This window comes from Pseudanabaena mucicola FACHB-723 (assembly GCF_014696385.1).
GTDB lineage: Bacteria > Cyanobacteriota > Cyanobacteriia > Pseudanabaenales > Pseudanabaenaceae > Pseudanabaena.
In genome coordinates this window covers 21,020-38,871 of sequence record NZ_JACJQB010000025.1, presented here as the reverse complement: position 1 = coordinate 38,871, position 17,852 = coordinate 21,020, and the positions used below count along the sequence as shown (strand labels likewise).

General features: G+C 43.6%; 8 protein-coding genes. 2 read left to right on the top strand and 6 right to left on the bottom strand.

Annotation, left to right across the window (positions count from 1 at the left end):
* Positions 1-43: 43 nt before the first annotated feature.
* On the bottom strand, positions 44-8,935 hold the full coding sequence (hpsA, locus tag H6F41_RS12395; protein ID WP_190403790.1) for a hormogonium polysaccharide biosynthesis protein HpsA: 8,892 nt from the start codon (positions 8,933-8,935) through the stop codon (positions 44-46).
* Positions 8,936-9,080: 145 nt separating this feature from the next.
* Here hpsA and H6F41_RS12390 point away from each other — a divergent pair, with 145 nt between their 5' ends.
* Together H6F41_RS12390 and H6F41_RS12385 are read left to right on the top strand one after the other, a co-directional pair.
* Entirely contained in the window at positions 9,081-10,169 is a 1,089-nt protein-coding gene (locus tag H6F41_RS12390) for a cupin-like domain-containing protein (protein WP_190403789.1), read from the top strand.
* 12 nt (positions 10,170-10,181) lie between these two features.
* Positions 10,182-11,564 (top strand): phospholipid carrier-dependent glycosyltransferase, encoded by a 1,383-nt coding sequence (locus H6F41_RS12385; RefSeq protein WP_190403788.1) that lies wholly within the window; start codon positions 10,182-10,184, stop codon positions 11,562-11,564.
* A gap of 58 nt (positions 11,565-11,622) precedes the next feature.
* On the opposite strand, the gene H6F41_RS12380 is transcribed toward H6F41_RS12385, so the two are convergent.
* The 5 genes from H6F41_RS12380 to psbM all read right to left on the bottom strand — a co-directional run bounded on the left by H6F41_RS12380 (position 11,623) and on the right by psbM (position 17,748).
* The gene (locus H6F41_RS12380) at positions 11,623-13,731 is read right to left on the bottom strand and encodes a 6-pyruvoyl-tetrahydropterin synthase-related protein (protein WP_190403787.1); all 2,109 of its coding nucleotides are present in this window, start codon (positions 13,729-13,731) and stop codon (positions 11,623-11,625) included.
* On the bottom strand, positions 13,724-14,467 hold the full coding sequence (locus H6F41_RS12375; protein ID WP_190403786.1) for a class I SAM-dependent methyltransferase: 744 nt from the start codon (positions 14,465-14,467) through the stop codon (positions 13,724-13,726). Before H6F41_RS12375 ends, H6F41_RS12380 begins: the two co-directional genes overlap by 8 nt.
* The gene (locus H6F41_RS12370) at positions 14,457-15,248 is read right to left on the bottom strand and encodes a dolichyl-phosphate beta-glucosyltransferase (protein WP_190403785.1); all 792 of its coding nucleotides are present in this window, start codon (positions 15,246-15,248) and stop codon (positions 14,457-14,459) included. Before H6F41_RS12370 ends, H6F41_RS12375 begins: the two co-directional genes overlap by 11 nt.
* Before the next feature lie 754 nt (positions 15,249-16,002).
* Entirely contained in the window at positions 16,003-17,508 is a 1,506-nt protein-coding gene (locus H6F41_RS12365; protein WP_190403784.1) for a protein kinase domain-containing protein, read from the bottom strand.
* A 120-nt stretch (positions 17,509-17,628) separates the two neighbouring features.
* A complete protein-coding gene (gene psbM, locus H6F41_RS12360; protein ID WP_190403783.1) occupies positions 17,629-17,748 on the bottom strand; it encodes a photosystem II reaction center protein PsbM in 120 nt (39 codons plus the stop codon).
* Between the last annotated feature and the right edge of the window lie 104 nt (positions 17,749-17,852).

The following is a 17,852-nucleotide window of genomic DNA, read 5'->3' as shown; positions in this document are numbered from 1 at the left end:
TTTTAGACCTTCGGTATAAATGTAGGCATACATTTATTGTCAACTATGGAGTATAGGTGATGTTGGGATTTGCGCCTGGGGTGGTCGTACCGTACTTAGCATCATTACACCCACTCCGCAGATCAGTACCACGCAATGCTCTTCTAGTGTAAGCACTTGGTACCGCACCTGTCTTATTGATAGCGGGATTAGTTGGCTCTAGGGCGCAAAGTAGTGCTTCTACCCAAGGGTCATCTGGTGTGACTTCTCTAAAGTATTCATTTGCCCCTGGGATTGGGACAGCAAAGCGCTCGGCAAAGCGATCGGGCTGTTGTGTCAGCAAGCCCACGTCATAGCCCCAGAGACGAATTGGTGCTGTGTAGTAGGGAACGCGGTTAGGAGTCCTAGACATATATTGCAAATTAAAACCACTCATACTTCTGCCGTTGGTTTGATCTGTGCTTGGTAAAGCAGGATTTAAAAATACAGTTGTGGTATCAGCAACACCAGAGATGAGTGACGATGGAGACCAAGGCGCAGTGGCAAATCGACTCTTAGTATTTTGAATAAATCCCCCTGTAATTTTGGCTGACAGTCCTTGCCAGTTTTCGATGAATCGCACAAAGTTCGCTAGTCCGCCGCCAGTTTCACCAATACCATCATCTGGAGGAGTTAGCACAGTATCCGCCGCAGGTGGGGCAAGATCGGGATCATTAAATCTAGTGCTAGAAACCTTATAGGGAACTCCATTTCTAGATGGTGTGCTACCCGCCACAAAGTAAACATTGATTTCGGTACTTCTTGGTCGAATCGCCCATTGTCCTTTGCGGTCTGTGCTGCTGTCGTCAGGAATGCCATTGAATGCATTCTCAAAACGTGGATTTGGCTGACTAATATTATCAGAGCCGCTAGCGGCATTTGGGACATTGAGTTGCAAGACTGGCAGTAGGGCTGGCTGGTCAACGGAGGTCATCGCCACAAACAGAGTTTCGTTGTTGATCTTAGCGGCATCACCCCATAGTCCAAGGAAGCGCACACCTCTGAATGAGTTGTAGTCTTTATCCTCGGCAGGATCTTTTCTGACCATGAATACAGAAGTGTTATCTTCCGTAAGAGTAGAACTATCAGGGTTAGTGTTACCTAAAAAGTTACCAGTTAAAATATTGGGCGATAACTTAGACCCTTCAAAGATAAAGCTAGGCTCAGCACTAACTGCAAAATCTGTATTCCCTGCAATATTTGCGATCTCAGGAGGACAACTTGCAGGTGGATTATTTACTGAACAATCTACTCCTGCTGGTGGCGGAGTTAATGAAAGGGTAATTTTAGAAGACTGACCACTTCCGCCGTTATTTGTCAGGATGTAGTAAGTAGTGTTTGCACTAAGTGGTGGTGGGACAGGATCATCCTTATCTGAAAATACAATCTTCTTACCCACTGCGATTAACGGATTTTTTCCGTCCCCAGGGGCAAGGACAAAATTGCCGCTACTAGTTTTAGCTTCTATTCTCTTCTGCACACGCGAAGATATCCAGAAAATATTGTTGGGATCAACTCCATCTAGATTTACCCGCAAGCCCTTAAACCTGATGCTTTCTTGGTAATCACCTCTCATGATAAATACAGGGCTAGGGCCGAGCCTTACACTAGTTGGTGTGCAAGTGCTAGTAGCTCCTGTCACTGGATCAGCGCAATTAGCTCTGAATGTGATCGTGCCAGTCAAGTCACGAGTACCACCGTCTAGTATTCCTAAGTTAGCAACATTATATACATGAACTCTATTGTCAGCATAGGTGTTAACTGCTCTTAGAGCCACGTCAATATTGCTGCCAGCGGTAGTACCTAGATTACTATTTTGTGTAATATCGTTCCGCTTAGTAGCATCAGGATTTAGTCCTTTAAAGGCGGCATTTCCTGGTAAGAAGTTGAAGCTCAATAACCCAGTGCCACCTGTAAGATTTAAGGTGTCAAAATCTTTACCAGAACCTGCCGTGGTTGTGGTTGTGATTCTTCCGACAAAGTTTCTAATAGCCTGACCTGGTGTATCGTTTCCTTGAGAACAGCTACTAGCACTGATATCAAATTTACTCAAAGATGGACGTTCGATTGCTTGATATTTGCGAGTATTACCAGTACCACCGCATACTGTAAAGCTGCTGGCTGGTTGCACCGAACTAGTTGTATTCGGGGTACTTCTATTGTCAGATGGGAAATGAGGGTTGTATGGAAGGTTGAGGTTGAGTAAGGTTGTGCTGGCAGTTTCGGTGGTAGTAGTGCCGAGGGTAAATGTAGTATTTTGACCAAACGTATAGGACTTGGTAGTACAACGTGCATCGACAGTGCCATCGACTAGGCTAATACATGGCGTGGGTGGCAACACCAACGACCCTGTGGAGCTAAGGTTGGCTCTCAAACCGCCAGTGCTACCCCCACCGATGATAGGGAAACTGAGGTTATTGATAAACAGGTTCGCACCATTGCTATAGCGGATACTTTCGTTTTCACCAGTATAGTTACCATCACTATTGGCAGTTCTGTACCACAAAGTTCGATTCTGTGAAGCAGGACGACTCCTAGTCATCTGATTGTTATTGTTGTTATTGGTGACAGGATCTAAGTTGAACCTGCCAGGCAACATCGGGATTTCTCCGCCAGATGCTGGGCGGGGTGGAATATTCGGGAAGATGTTCAGGTTATCAGTAACACCATTTACAGGAGTAGTATTTAATACCCCATCACCATTAGTATCATCGCCCCATACATAGCGCATACTTTCAGTACCTCCGTTTTCAAAGTCAGATGGTGGCGAAAACGGACGGTTAAAGATATCTCCTGATGCATGGGGGAATGGATAAGCCGCCGCAGGGGATGTCATCATTGCCAATGGCAATTTAGAGGTGGTGGGCAGACTAGCAAATACTGGAGGAGGAAGGAAAGAACCTGTACCTGTACCTGGCGTGGGGGTAGGCGTTGGCGTGGGGGTAGGCGTTGGCGTGGGAGTTGGTGTCGGTGTGGGAGTCGGTGTGGGAGTCGGTGTGGGAGTCGGTGTGGGGCAAGTAGCTGGCGCTGTAATTGCGCGATCGTCGTTATTTGTAAAAGTTAACCCAGTTTCACAATTAGGAGCTTGATTCTCATCGCTATTGGGATTTCGAGAAAGAATACGTCCGCGTCTAGTGCGGTTGGAGCCATAGGTAGCTTGAGGTCCCCTGATATTATCAAGACGAATCTCAAAGTCTTCATTATTTGGCTCATCAGCACTATCTCGAACTACTAGCACAGTCACAGTCTTGATAGTTGGGTCACTGCCATTCGTTGGTTCCGTGGGTCCTGTCCAAGTCAGGACAGTACAGTAGCGATCGGCTTCGCAGGTTGCTAGTTCAGGGGCGACAGTTTCTGCACTACTAGGACCAATTCTCAAACGAGGGTATTGACCACCATTCGCTGGCACAGGAATGCTCGAAGCGATAGTGCCAGTGGTGTTGGTGACTGCTCCCGTAGTAGCGTCTAGCGTCTGAGTATTGACAGTGCTAGGCACAGTCATCGCCAATGCTGTAGTTGCAGGGTTAACTAAGCGATTGAGATAGTCAGCTTTAGTTTGGGCTGTGGTTACGTCGTCACCTATGACTGGGAACTTAGAAGGTAAATTTGGAAAATTAGATGCTCCTATTTCTCCTGGTTGAGCGGTTCCAGTTCTCCTGAGCGTAACTCTAACCCGTATTGTTTGCCCTGCGGGGAGATTGGCTCTATCAGAATCTTGAATCCTCACATCAAAGTTAAACCTTCGGTAAACAGCATTATTAGTGCTACGCGACCTGTTAGTAGGGTTGTTTGCAGGATTGGTTGTACTAGTACTGCTTTGACCACTGTTGTTATCATTACTATTAGTTACACTGCCGATTATAAGCGGAGTTGTTGGGATAGTTGTTGCCCCATTGTCGTTGCCTGTTCCCCAAGTGACTCGGGGAAGGTCATCCGAACCATTTAGCTGAGCTTCTAAAGAACCAATAGCAGTTCCACCTGTTCTTTGGTTCTGATCGCGTCTGCGACCTTCTGCGATATCTTGGTTGCCCGAACTGATCGTGACTCTGATACCGCGCTCAGGACATGGCACAGTGCCGTAACTGTTGTTGTTATTGTTGTTGCTTACATCAAACGGAGTTGCGCGATCGCCCATTACCTGTGGATAGGTGAAGCCAGTAGTGGCGTTATCGCCGTTAGCCACCCCGATCGCCATTGGCCAAATTACTGGAGGACTGGCAGGATTTAGGCAACTACCCGCAAAAATTAGCTGTTGGTTGCCATCTTTGTAAATATCATCAAAACGCAAGAAGGATAAACGTCTGGCAAATCGAGAATCTGCACTAGAAATAAATCTAGGTGCAGCAGCGTCGGTGCTGATCGTGCCATTGGTATTAAAGCTTGGCAAGGTCGTTGTACCTGCCCCAGCCTTCACCCAGTCCGAGAAAGTACATTCACCCACAGGAACCTTGCGACAAATCTCCATCCCATACTCAGGGAAACTGATGCGCCGTTGGATTGGGGTCACACCATTGGCGTTATAGCTTGCCAAGTTGCCATTGTTAGGCGGATTGCTCGCTGGAGATGCAGGCCATAGATTGGAATCTGGCACAGTTGCGCCGTCAGAGTTGAGTCGTTGCAACCAAGGGGAGCTAGTCACAAAGCTATTGTTAAAGAATCCCGAACGGCGGCGATCCAATACATAGCTACTGTCCTTAATCGGATCATTAGGATAACGAGCAGGATTTAGCTGCGACTGCCAATTAATGCTAGTCGAGGTATTGGCATTATTGCGAAGGTCAAAGTCGCCATCGGTACGATAGCCATCACGGAAGTTCGACGACAGCACCGTCACCGAGTCGGCAAGTACTGTCGCAGGTCGCCACTCATCGCCTCGGGTGCAGCTAGTAGATGAGCCAGGACGACAGGCAAAGTTGGGGTCTAGTCTGTCAGCAGCACTGACATTGGCATGGCGGCGATAGAAGTTGTCCCAAATATTATTGGGATTGGCAATATCTTCAATCAAGAGTTGTGTAAACTCCTGTCTGGTATGCCTGTTAAAGCTAGGAATTGGTGGTATCACTACCGTTGAATCTACGGTAGTAGATGGGTCAACCTGAGCCTTGATGTAAACTGGCAAATTAGAAACTAGAGCCAGTCCCTTTTCGCCGCGAGTTGCATCAGTTACAGGATAAGAAATATAGCTAGTATTGGATACTGCTAAGTTTTGGGAGGGGGTGGCAGTCAAATTAGCCGTCACTAGGTCACTGCGCCAGAGGCGATAGCCATTGATCAAGCGGATACTGCTAGGCTTGCGGGTGGGGTCAAGCAAGAAGTCGGTAGAACTAAGATTTTTGCGCTTAACATCGTCAGTCTGCACAGGATCGCCAGTAGTGGGATCTTTGTCAAAATAGCTGAGATCCTCAAGGGCATCTTCACGAGTGGCATAGATTAGACCGCTATAGGGCAGTAAGTAATCGGTTGCCAGTCCTGCATTGTTGCCGCCAGAGATCTTAGAGCCACGCAGACGATCCATGTCAATGTCAGTGGTGCGAATCTCTAGGGGTTGACGCTGTTCTAGCTCTAGGTCATAGATATCAGCACGATTTTTAGTGGCGATCGCTAGCCCCTGTTTAGCCGCAGCCGTAGGGTCAGTGCTAGCTAGACCAGTAGTGCGGGGATCATTACCAACAGCACCCTCTGTAAGGGACTCATTACGGTTGAGAGACTTGACCTCACGACCATCTAGGAAGGAACTTTCGCGGAAAGCACCGTGGGGAAGCTGCACTGCGGTAACGGCAGGATTGCCTGTCACCGCCGCAGGTGTGATTGTGGCGCTCGTGCCACTGGTATTGGCTAGGGTGAGCGTGCCATCAAGGATTTGTAAAGCGCATAAATTGGAGTCAAGGGTGGACTGCTGTGGCAGAGTTAGGGTTGCTGAGGGCGTGGCGATCAGTTTCTTGATTACCTCTCGCAAAGGCTCATTAACAAATCTGCCATTGGGGAAAATCAAGTTAGCTTGATAGGTAAGACGATCCTTGAGTGTTGCCGCCGTACTTGCGGGATTATTTGCGTTTGCGCTAAATCCGCTAAATACACCATCAGCATTAATGCTGATACCACTAAAGTTAAAGCCTGCCGCCGTTTGTCCAACCCTATAAACTAGACCATTGTTGGAGCGCCCAGCAGCGTTAAAATTCCAAGGTGCATTAACAGATGTTCCGCCACTTGGCACTAAGCCATTTCTAGCAGTAATTGAAGTCGATGGATCGTAATAACTACTGACACAGGCGATCGGTGTTTGATAATTTGCTGCCGCGCCAATGGGGTTGTAAGCGTCATATTTGTAGTGATAGATCGCCGAAGCCCGCATTTGCAAGTCGCCTTTGCGATTGTCACCAGTGCCTCCTGTCATTGGCATCGAGTCTTGCCAAACCACAAAGTTTTTGCTGCCGTCATCGACACAGCCCGCAGTATTACAGCTTTTTTCAGCGAACTTAGCTTCGTTAATCTCTGTAATAGGGTTGTTGATAGGCTTGCCATCCCAAAGAGGCATACTAGACTCATTGGCAGGGGTGGCAGGGTCGTCGACAAATCCAGTGCGGAACCGAGGTAAAAATGTCTGACTGCTGAGGCGGCTGTAAATACCTGCATTGGTGACGACTCGCAAGCCACCAGTGCGGGGAGACAATTCAGAAATTAATGGCTTAGTGGTGTCAGCCAAATCTGATACCGCAGGATCTAGTGATGCCGATAGCTCCCAAAATCCACCGCGATCGGTCACGCCAAGACTATTGAGAGTAATTGATCGAGTATTTCGATAGCGATCTCCTGCATTTGATGGGTTATCCCAGCTAACGCCACTCGCCCCTGATATGGTAGAAATCATGTTGCGTTCACGATCGCCAACAAATTCGAGTTGATTGGTAATGTCATTTCTCTTGAGCCATCTCGCAGGCAAGCCATTACCAACTAGAACGCGATCGCCTAGCTCAACTTCATTGGTAGTGATTACCGAGTCAGGATCGCTAGCGCTCAAGTTCAGTCTGTTCGCTGTATTGAGAAGTGTTAGTCCGCCCACAGGCGCAGCGGCAGCTCCTGTGATTACGCCCTTGCCGTCAAAGCCAGCCCCAGTCGCCAAGTTATAAGCTGTAACAGCTTTACCAAAATTAGGATTGGTAAAAACAGGCAGCATCCAGTCCACAGGGGGCGCTAGCTCGTCTTCCCCAGGCTTACCCGCAACAGGGATGCGGGTCAATAGATTAGAAGTTGTCGGATTAAACGTTTCAACAGTCGTAAAAGGAATTTGACCAAAGGAAACACGGCGAGTTCTTTCACCAAAATAGGCTGTAAAAGCGGCTCTTCTGGCAGTGGCAACTTCATCTGAAGAAGTCAGCGCCTCATCCTTGATGCGCTTAACGAGGTCTTCTTGAACAGAGATAGGATCTTTAGTCGACGCATTTGCATAAGTGAGGTTCTCAACACTAAAGTTTGCAGGTATGGGCGATGGAACTGTTACATTCCCATTTTTGCGAACAGCTTCTGTAACTAGAGCCGCGATGCGATTGTTGTAGGCAAAGTCATTGAGTGCAACTTTAGAACTAAGGTCAGAGACACTTTTATTACTACTGTCTATAACTTTTCGTCCTGGAGGGTTGGTGGCAGTAGGGTCAAACGGCGGAACCCCAGGTCCTGCACCAAAGAATAAATCAACATTAACTCGATCTTTATTTTCTAAAGAATCGGTAACCGCATCCCCATCAACTAGTTGACCAGCAACAACAATTTCACTATTCTTCTTCTCATAGTAGCAGGAGCCATACTCATTGGGATTGGTTGTTGATTGGGCAGGATTGGCAGTATTTCCGCCAGAGCTACTAACTTGATAGAAAGTAATCGGTCTATTTTGTCCAGCCGCAACCATCATGCTACCTGCGGTATAAACTCTTCCATTAAGGCGGAAGGTCGCGACATCTACTAATTCTAAATCTCCTTCAAAAAATACAGCATTATTGTTTTGAGGAGATCTAGCTCGATCTTGCTGAAGTTCAAGAGCGCTGATTGATGTAATGCCATTGAATATTTCGTAAGAAGCATCCTTCTGAGCTTCAGTCAGTTCCGTAGGGAAGCTGTCCCTAGCTGTAATGGGAACGGTGACAGAGTAAACAAAAAATGCTTTGCGGAGGCGATTACCCGATAGAGTCCAACCGCCATCGCTCGCCACATTAGCGCCACTGCTAGCCTGAGTACAAGCCCCTACCAGAGTGGTTTCATCCATTGGCAAGGCTCTTGACTCAATGGGAAGTACGGGACGATTTACCGTTGCTGACGGACGAGCGCGAAGGAGAATGCTGTAGATGCCATAGGAGTCAAATTTGCCGTTGTTGTCGGTGTCAATCGGAAACTTCCATGCTGTCGAGATGTATTCCTTGTTTTCAATATTGCCGCCAGTAACGATCGAGTTTGCAGTGCCAGGAAAGTTATAAACTAGCTGTAAGCGTGTTTCATCTGGGAAGGTATATTTGCCACTATCGTTGGTGATTACACTATCTAAGACTTCTTCAGGTGGCGTAGTACGTGGTAATTTATCGTCATTTAGTAGGGCATCAATTTTGACCCTAGCGCGATCAATGATTGGGGTGGCGGCGCTTCTAAAGACTTGTTCTTGCCTTGCATTGGCAGCAGTTTGGGCGCGTTCGGATGATCTAGATACGGTGGTGACCACTAAAAGTGTGACAATTAGGGTCACTAAGGTTACGGTTGGCAAGACAAAGCCTGCTGAACCTTTGCCACGCCCCCTCGACGCGCCTAGTAATTGCCTGACAAAGCGCCGACTAATCCGCACAGGACTACCGATTTTATTGAGCCATTTTCTTAACTTGGCAATAAATTCGGCGAAAAAGCGATTAATTTTACGGCTTTGCTTAGAATCAGACATACACTTTTACCAACCTGACTGCAATATACTACCCAAGACAGAGGTAAAAATTGCAAGCAGTTTAATGAAATTTATCTAGACTTATGACAGTTATGTCGCTCTGTGGCAAATTAATTAATCGTGGCGATCGCTGAAAGAGGATTTTATGCAGGCAAATTCATCCCTCAAAAAAAAACAGCAATACTTCTCAACATTTGATCCCCGTTACTTTTCGTCACAAATCCGAGTTACTTCAGCGCCAATGACCGATGAACTGAGGCGATGGATTGCAGAGAATAAATTTGCGGGGAGTGACGATCGCTTGTTAGTGCAGGAGTTAATAAATCATGGCATTAGTCCTAGTGCGGCTAAGCACGAAGTAGCTATTGTTAGACAAAATCCTTACTTTCAATCAGGGCAGAAATTTGTCCAATTACTAAAAAAACACGAATCCCACGCGAATATTCTCGCCGAATTAGCAACACTATCGCCCCGATCGCGAACCATTGAGAGACGAGAAACAATTTGCCGCCATGATTTTCTAGAAAATTACTATGCTAAAAACATGCCTCTCATTCTGACTGGAATCACGCACAACTGGTCAGCCCTTAACCGTTGGAACCCTGAATATTTAAAAACAAATTATGGACAAATTGAAATAGAAGTACAGAGCGATCGCTGTTGCGATCGCCTCTACGAAATCAATATCGAAAAGCATCGCAAAAAAATGCAAATGGCAGATTATGTCGATGCTGTCGTTAAGAACGGTGCAACCAATGACTACTACATGGTGGCCAATAACGGCAACCTTGAAAAAACAGAATTGCGGGGATTACTTGATGATCTAGAGATATTTCCCGAATATCTAGATCCTCTGAATACTGATGGAAAAGCCTTCTTTTGGTTTGGTTCAGGTGGAACAATCACCCCCCTTCATCATGATCCAGTTAATCTCATCTTTGTACAGGTCTATGGGCACAAAGTTTGGAAAATTATCCCGCCGTATTACACCCATCTGCTTTATAACTATCGCGGCGTATTCAGTGAAGTGGATATCGAGAATCCCGACTATCAAAAATACCCCCTATTTCAAAAAGTGCCAATTATTGAAGTAACCCTCGAACCAGGGGATGCTATTTTTATGCCTGTTGGTTGGTGGCACGCTGTTAAGTCTCTCGATATCAGTATTTCCATGTCTTTTACTAATTTTCAGTTTCCTAATAAATACGAATGGAATTTTCCATCCATTACATAAATTTTACCCATCATGTTAGCAAAGCAAAGTAAACACAATTGGCTATTAATCGGGGTGAGTTTGCTAATATTTTTAGCTTCACTAGCTTTAAGGCTATGGGATCTTGATCGCTTCGCCTATCCTGTATTCGATGAAGTTCATTTCCCCAAGTTTGCCGAAGGTTATCTGTTGGGAAACCCACCTAATGATGGACATCCGCCATTGGGTAAATACTTGATTGCCCTAGGTATTTTGTTGTTTGGGCATAATGAAACTGGCTACCGCATTGCTAGCATTACTATTGGTGCTTGTATTCCTTTGCTCGCCACAGGCTTGATCTATCGACTGACAGCAAGGCGAGGGCTAGCTATATTGGCTGGGCTACTGACTTTTACCGATGGACTGCTATTGGTCGAGTCACGCTATGGGTTGTTAAATGTTTTTCTAGTGGCTGTGGGTTTAGCATCCCAAATTTTTTTATTAGTTGGGCTAGAACGACAGACTAAAGGACGTTGGCTGATGCTGAGTTTGGCGGGAATGATGATGGGTTTTTGTGCTGGAGTGAAATGGAATGGGGCGGGTTTTTGGCTAATGACTTGGGTTTTGGTGGCAATCGCCTTGCTTTCAAGAAGTATGCCTATTCAGAAATTCATACCCAAAATGACAGCCAACCTCGGCATTCTTGGCAACCTCGGCAAGCTATCTTGGTATCAATATCTAGTTTGTTTTATCATCTTGCCAGCGATCGCCTATGTTGGGCAATGGACTCCGCATGTAATCATGGTATTGAAAACCTTTGCCCCTAATGCGACAGGATGGCAGTGGTTGCAAGCCTTTGGTAAACATTTAGTAATTAGCAACCAATATATTTATCAGTGGAATACATCTGCGAGTTCTGTAGGTTCTCCAGATTATCCTATCCATCCTTACTGTTCTAGTGCCATCTCTTGGCCGCTATCAATGCGACCTGTTGGCTACTACTTCCAGCCCAATGGCGATATTTGGCAAGATGTTCATGCTTTGGGCAATCCGATTTTGTGGTGGTTATCAACTTTAGCGATTATTGCGATCGCATTTTGGGGAATCATGCAAGTGCGTCCAGAATTTATTTATTTAACAGTGGGATATGCTGCTAATTACTTACCTTGGTTAGCTGTCAAGCGCTGCCTGTTTATCTATCACTACATGAGTCCTTCTGTATTTAGCTTTATGGCGTTGGCAGGAATCATCTCTTTTTTGTACCAACAAAAGCAGATTTGGGGCAAATTTATAGTGGTGATTATAATCACGGGGGTGATGTCATCTCAAATGTTTTTTATGCCGATCTGGTTAGGATTACCCCTGTCGCCACAAGCGTTTTATCAACGAATGTGGTTTCTTCCCAATAGCCCGTTCCCAGGATTCAACTGGATTTGATCAAACCCAAAAGAGAGGTGCGGCGCTTTGCGCCGCACCTCTCTTTTGGGTTTTGGCATCACTTGGCGATCACTATAGATTTAATTCGCCAGAATATATAGCTTGTAAGGATAATGCTAAACCAGCTAATCGCTCTACCTAATTGTTCTGCAAGAGTACCAACATACTTAACTAGAACTAGGTGCTGACCATTTGCGATCGCAATTTGAGCTTGTCCTTGTGAGGTTTGCTCTAGCAAACCCTTTTTACCATCAATCCATACTTGCCATGCGGGATAATAGAACATTCGCAAAGCCAGATATAACTGCTCAGATGAGGGATTATCTACTAGAATTTCACGTAGTCCATATTGCCATCGCTTAATTTGAATATGCTCCTCACTATCATCTGGTTTCCATATAGCTAAGGGCGCAGTTTCATAAGGTGACAGAGGCAAAATTACGCTCTTAGGTCGATATTCTCCTGCATCTATGATGGATAAATCTGCTGGAAAAAACCAACTCCATTCAGGGATTGATTGTTCTTCAAGCTTATTGTTAAATTCCTTAGGAAATCTAATCTCATTAACAAGCTGATCAAATTTAGAAGCTCTCGCTGGATCAAATCCAGTGTGTTTGAATACAATTTTATCGGTGTAAATATAGCCAGCTATTATACTAATTAAAGAAACAATAACAATGAATTTGAATATATATACTTGTATTAGATTTTGAGCAAGTTTGTTGCTAGGAAATTGTTGCCATAACTGCCCCATGAGATATCCCCATAATAAGGGGATTGTAGTTATAACTACACTATACCAACGCCAAGAGAATTGTATCTTTTGCAAGGTTGGTGATAGTTGATAAATCCATGATGTTAAATCTGTGGTCATCAACACAACGATCGCGCTAGCAATCAACCAAAAGAGTGCAGCAGAATCTAATCTTAATTGACCAAATCCTGATGAATTTACATTGCTAGTTAATAGCTGAGAAGAAAATATGTTTGAGAAGAAAAATCTTTTGGCTATCCAGAGGATAATGTTAATCATCACTACTGAAAGGCATATCCAGAAATATGGAATTAGTCCTGAACTAGTCTCAAACCAATGAGTAGGGAGGTGTGGATGCAGATTTAGCAAGCCATCCAGCATGAGACGATTTTGGGGAAAATATTCCAGTCCAGGATTCACCCATTCAATATGTACTAGCTTTTGATCGAATATAACTGGTAATAGGAAAAAGCTAATACCGATAAATCCTAAGCTAGCACTGAGATAGCAGCGACCAACTTCAATAAAATAGTTTTTTAGAGACTTATCCTTTAGCAAATCTTTTAGAATAAACAAAGGCATAGGAAGCCAAGCCAAGAAACTAACTAACAATGTTGGCAAGTGCGATAGCCCTAGCATTCCCCAAGCGATCGCTAAACTAATGGTATGAGTTCGTCTCATCTGTGGTAGATGAGCTTGGCTAATCAGCTTATGAGTTGCAAGTAAGACCCAAGGAATAAAGGCGATTGCCCAAGCCTCAGCCATCGTCCCCCGTTGATAAACGTCAATTAGGAAGTAAGGAGAAGCAACCGCTAATCCAGAAATCACCAAAGCTAACCAAGATGGGAAGTATTGAGCAGCATAAAGGTATACACCCACGGCAAGAGTGAGAGATGCCAAAACCATACTGCCGACTAGGGATGTGGGAACATCCATGCCTACAAGACTAAAAGGTAACGTAGCTAGCGCCCATGTTGATGGATAAAAGACAAAGGTAGGATTACCAAAGCCAAAATGGGAAAATTCTAACCAACGTGGATAAATTTGTCCTGCAAAAAATTGTCGCTGATATTGAAATATCCAACTGAAGTCATAGGCGGTAGAATGTGCCATCGGATAGCTATGTAATAACATCGGCATCATAGCAATGATGGAAATTCCAACTAGGGATAAGCTTTTTAACCCCAACTTGATGCAATCAAAGCTCTCTTCTGTTCGGCTAATTATTGAACTATTGATTATTGGGCTAATCCTGACACCAATAATTTTATAAATAATCTTACTAATGAATGAAGATATGGTTTTGAGCGATCGTAAGATAAATTCGATAATTATGATTGGCACAATAAACATTGTGGCAATCATCAAAAGAACAGATTTAATACTTCGTGCAGTCAGACTATCTTTAGACATGGTTCGTAGAATTACGGGCTAGACAAATAATCGAAACACCAAAGGGAAAGGATAGATAGGGTAGTAAATTCTTTTCCCAGCCAAAAATCTTATACAGACTTTGATTAACTAATGCTGTTGGCAAACTGGCATCGGAAGTATGATGACGATCGAGGAGATTGCCAATAAAACGAGCGATCGCAATTAGAGGGAATAAAAATGTATTGAAATAGGAACTAAAAACAACTTCATACCCCGCTTGCTGGAGGATTTCTGTAAGTTGTTTTTTTGTGTAGCGGCGCTTATGGTGATGAATCTCGTCATGAGCGCTCCAGAGAAACTGATAAGCAGGTACGGTAATTAATATTTGCCCCTGAGATTTTAGATAATATTTAGCTTCGAGCAAGATGGACAAATCATGATCAAGATGTTCGATTATATCGAGAAACATCACTAAGTCAAAATAATGTGCGGGCAAAGCGTTATTTTCTAGAACTCCTTGCCTAACTTGGATTAATCCCTTTGCATGGCAAACCTGCACCGCCATTTCAGAAATATCTATGCCCCAAGTTTCACATTTACCTGCATATGCCGTTTGCAAAGCTTCTAATATAAAGCCTGTACCACAACCGACATCAAGAATGTTCCCTTGGGAAATACATTGCAAGACTAAATTAGTCAGAATATCTCGCCGCGCCCGAAACCACCAATGCTTACTCTCGACATCATACATTTCTTGATAAAGCTTAGTTTCCATGCAATATGCTCTTTTCTAAGGAATTAGTCAGAATGTTTCGGCGCACTTGGCGTTTCATTGCCAATAGAGAATAAAACATTTCCCATGAGTCTCGGAAAGGGGAAACACTAGAATGAGCTGAATTGTACCAAGTAATTGGAATTTCTCGGATAGGGATTCCTAACTCTTGGGCTATGACTAATATTTCCACATCAAAACCAAATCGTGCAGTTTGTAATAGTCTAAAAATCTGTTTTGCTTCATGGGTTCGGAATACTTTAAACCCGCATTGTGTGTCATGAATACCGTTAATTACTAGTAGTCTCACCAAAGTATTAAAAGCTTTGCCCATCAATTCGCGATAAAGGGGCTGATGCTCAATTATCTCTGATTGTGGCAAGCCCCTTGAACCAATGGCGATCGCGCAGTCTTTTTGAATAGCAGTGATTAGTTTAGGAAGTTCTGTGGGTGGTGTGGATAGATCGGCATCCATAAAGGCAATATATTTTCCCCTTGCTGCCTCGACACCCATTTTCACAGCATAGCCTTTGCCCTGATTTTGGGATAGCTCGATTAGCTTTAAGTCAAAATCAGGAAAGTTGTTGATATATGCACGGACTATTGAGCTTGTTTGATCAGTGCTGCCATCATTGACGATGATGATTTCAAATACATCAACCTCATCGCCTAATACTTCCGCAATGTTAGTAAGTATAGATGTCAACTGCTTTCTGAGTTGTTCCATCGAAATCAATAGCCGTTTTTCTTCATTGTATGCAGGCAAAATAATTGAAAGAAACATAAGAAAACTATATTTAGGGCAAATTCATAAGATTTAGTGAATACTTTTTAAGAATTTACAAAAATTCAACTGGTTTAGTTATGGCATAAATCATTGCCCTGTCACTACCCTAATCACTAATGCGATCGCAAAACTACTTGCCGTGACGATGCCAAATAATTTTCAGATATTTTTTGTAGCAATCCTGTGCCAAGGAGTTTGCTGTCCATTTTTACCCAACTAGCAGGACTCTGTAAGACTAGTAAAATCATCGTTTAACTAATATCGCAATAGTCCTAAGCGAACAGCTTCTCAGGAAAAAACATTGGTAGCCTGCTCTTGGGTAAATCCCATTTGGGAATGTTTGCAACCTACGCACTAAAAGATATTCCCGAACTGCGCGTTCGATAAGTTCGATAGATGAGATTGCTTCAATCTGTGATCGCGCTTCGAGTGAATCTCTGACATCGGCTGGTAAGTTTAGCGTTATAGTTTGTTGCATAGAAAGTAACAGCGTTGGTTGTTTTTATTTTAACAAAAATTGATTTTATTCATAAATGTAGGGGTAGAGCATTTGCGCCGATATTCATAAATTATCACCAAAATCTCTATACGCAAATGCTCTACCCTCTTCGCTGTTACCGATAATTTATCCCTGCGGTTTGGGGATTGTTGTTGATTGGCAAAGGTTCAGAGCAGAGCATTACCATTTTAAATGGATCGCAAAATTCATAAATTGTGGCAGTAATGCTCTGTCCCTAAATTCTTTCATTTCTTATCTATTACATCTTGAAATTACTTTTGTAACCGATTCAATACTATCTAGACTTACAAAATTGCCTTCTGTCAAATCTTTTGGAATAGCATAATTCATAGGCAGACTCGCAAGAAGTGCATCATTACCATTTTTTGTGGTTTTCATGAATTCGTCATAAGTTAACCATTTATTGCTTTTGAGACTATACCAACCAAGCTTTATTGCAAACTTTTTCCAGATTTCAGATTTGTACACGCCAATCTGAGCATCATATTGTAACCATAAATTTTTCTGCACACTAAATCCAAATCGATGATTACTGTAATAAGACCAAAGACCATCAATAGTTAACAAGTCTGGACAAGGAAATTTTTGAATATTCGTAGCATCTAGCCAACCTTCTTTTTGGCGATTTGTGACTTTTAACATGATTATTTCTGTCATTACATCGGCTTGTCTCCATTCTTTCGCTTTTAACAATCTCTCTAAATTGCTATATTCAATAGGGTAGTGAATATTAGCTTGATTATTATTCTGCTGTGATTTGACTGATATAACAGAGAACCGATGCTCAAAAGGTAAATCAGCAGATTTAAAACTATAGATACTAGAAGAAGTTCCTACAGTGTTGACACGAGTAATTCCTAACTCTCGCAAAGTCTCTATAACTGAACTTGAACGATCTTTTACCCTGTAAGCAGACATCCGATCTAACAACTTCCCAAACGCATCGCTCACCACCTTCCCATTCAAAAAATCTCGCCATTGATATTCATTCTCCAAAACGTCATAGAGCGTAAATGGTTCCACATTCGTAAGCAAATGTAAACAAGTCACACCCAACCCAAACAAATCGCTCTGAAACACCGACTTACCTAACATTTGTTCAGGAGCGCCATAACTCGGCTTTCCGATGCCCGTTCCCGTCTTTGCCAATAACGTCGCCGTTGCGTGCTTTGCCGCCCCAAAATCTACCAGCACCAACTTTTGATCACTACGCCGACGAATGATATTGTCTGGCGAAATATCGCGATGAATTACTGACTTGCTATGCACAAACTCCAAAATTTGCAGCACCTCCACCAACACATCCCGCACCTGCTGCTCACTAAAAGCACCAGCTCGCCCTAACTCCTGCTCCAAAGTCTCACCATCGATAAACTCTTGGATGAGGTACTGCTTACCCTCATGAATTGTAAAAGATAGAAGTTCAGGAATTTGCGGATGCTTACCCAAATCATCAAGCCGCTTTGCCTCCTGCTCAAATAACCTGATGGCAACATCCAAAGTCCCTTGACTCGCATTAGGATTGATCGTCTCAAAAGCAAACTGCTTAATCACACAACGAGGCTGTGATGGCTTCGACTCATCCTGAGCCAAGAAAGTCTTACCAAATCCCCCCTGTCCAATTACCTTCAAAGCGCGATAACGCTCTTGAATTTGCAACTTCGCGCCGCATTGAGTGCAAAATTTAGTGGTTAAAGAATTAACGCGATCGCAAGCAAGACAAAGGCAGTTACTCATGCGAAGTAAGTCTTAAAAAATTTAGCTTTGATGATTTAGTTATAGCCCAACGCAAGTCAATGAATACTACAAAAAAAGCACCACCCTAGGGCGGTGCTTTTTTTGAAAATAACATTGCTGTTATTTATTTGCCTGACCTTCTTCGCGGCTAGCTGTTTGAATATACAGAGTTAGCAAGAAAACGGTAGGTACAAATACGGCTAAGACAGTTGCCAAAAGACCAAGAAAATTAACTTCCATAAATTTGACTCTAATTTGTGCTTATTTTAAATATTTTCAGAACTAATAATATATTAAGCGAAAGCAATGCTTACTCTTGTCAAAAGTGGAGGCAATTCATGAAT

Coding starts and splice junctions, on each gene's coding strand:
- H6F41_RS12370 (WP_190403785.1), bottom strand. CDS start 15,248: ATGTTTCTTTCAATTATTTTGCCTGCATACAATGAAGAAAAACGGCTA.
- H6F41_RS12385 (WP_190403788.1), top strand. CDS start 10,182: ATGTTAGCAAAGCAAAGTAAACACAATTGGCTATTAATCGGGGTGAGT.
- H6F41_RS12375 (WP_190403786.1), bottom strand. CDS start 14,467: ATGGAAACTAAGCTTTATCAAGAAATGTATGATGTCGAGAGTAAGCAT.
- hpsA (WP_190403790.1), bottom strand. CDS start 8,935: ATGTCTGATTCTAAGCAAAGCCGTAAAATTAATCGCTTTTTCGCCGAA.
- H6F41_RS12390 (WP_190403789.1), top strand. CDS start 9,081: ATGCAGGCAAATTCATCCCTCAAAAAAAAACAGCAATACTTCTCAACA.
- psbM (WP_190403783.1), bottom strand. CDS start 17,748: ATGGAAGTTAATTTTCTTGGTCTTTTGGCAACTGTCTTAGCCGTATTT.
- H6F41_RS12365 (WP_190403784.1), bottom strand. CDS start 17,508: ATGAGTAACTGCCTTTGTCTTGCTTGCGATCGCGTTAATTCTTTAACC.
- H6F41_RS12380 (WP_190403787.1), bottom strand. CDS start 13,731: ATGTCTAAAGATAGTCTGACTGCACGAAGTATTAAATCTGTTCTTTTG.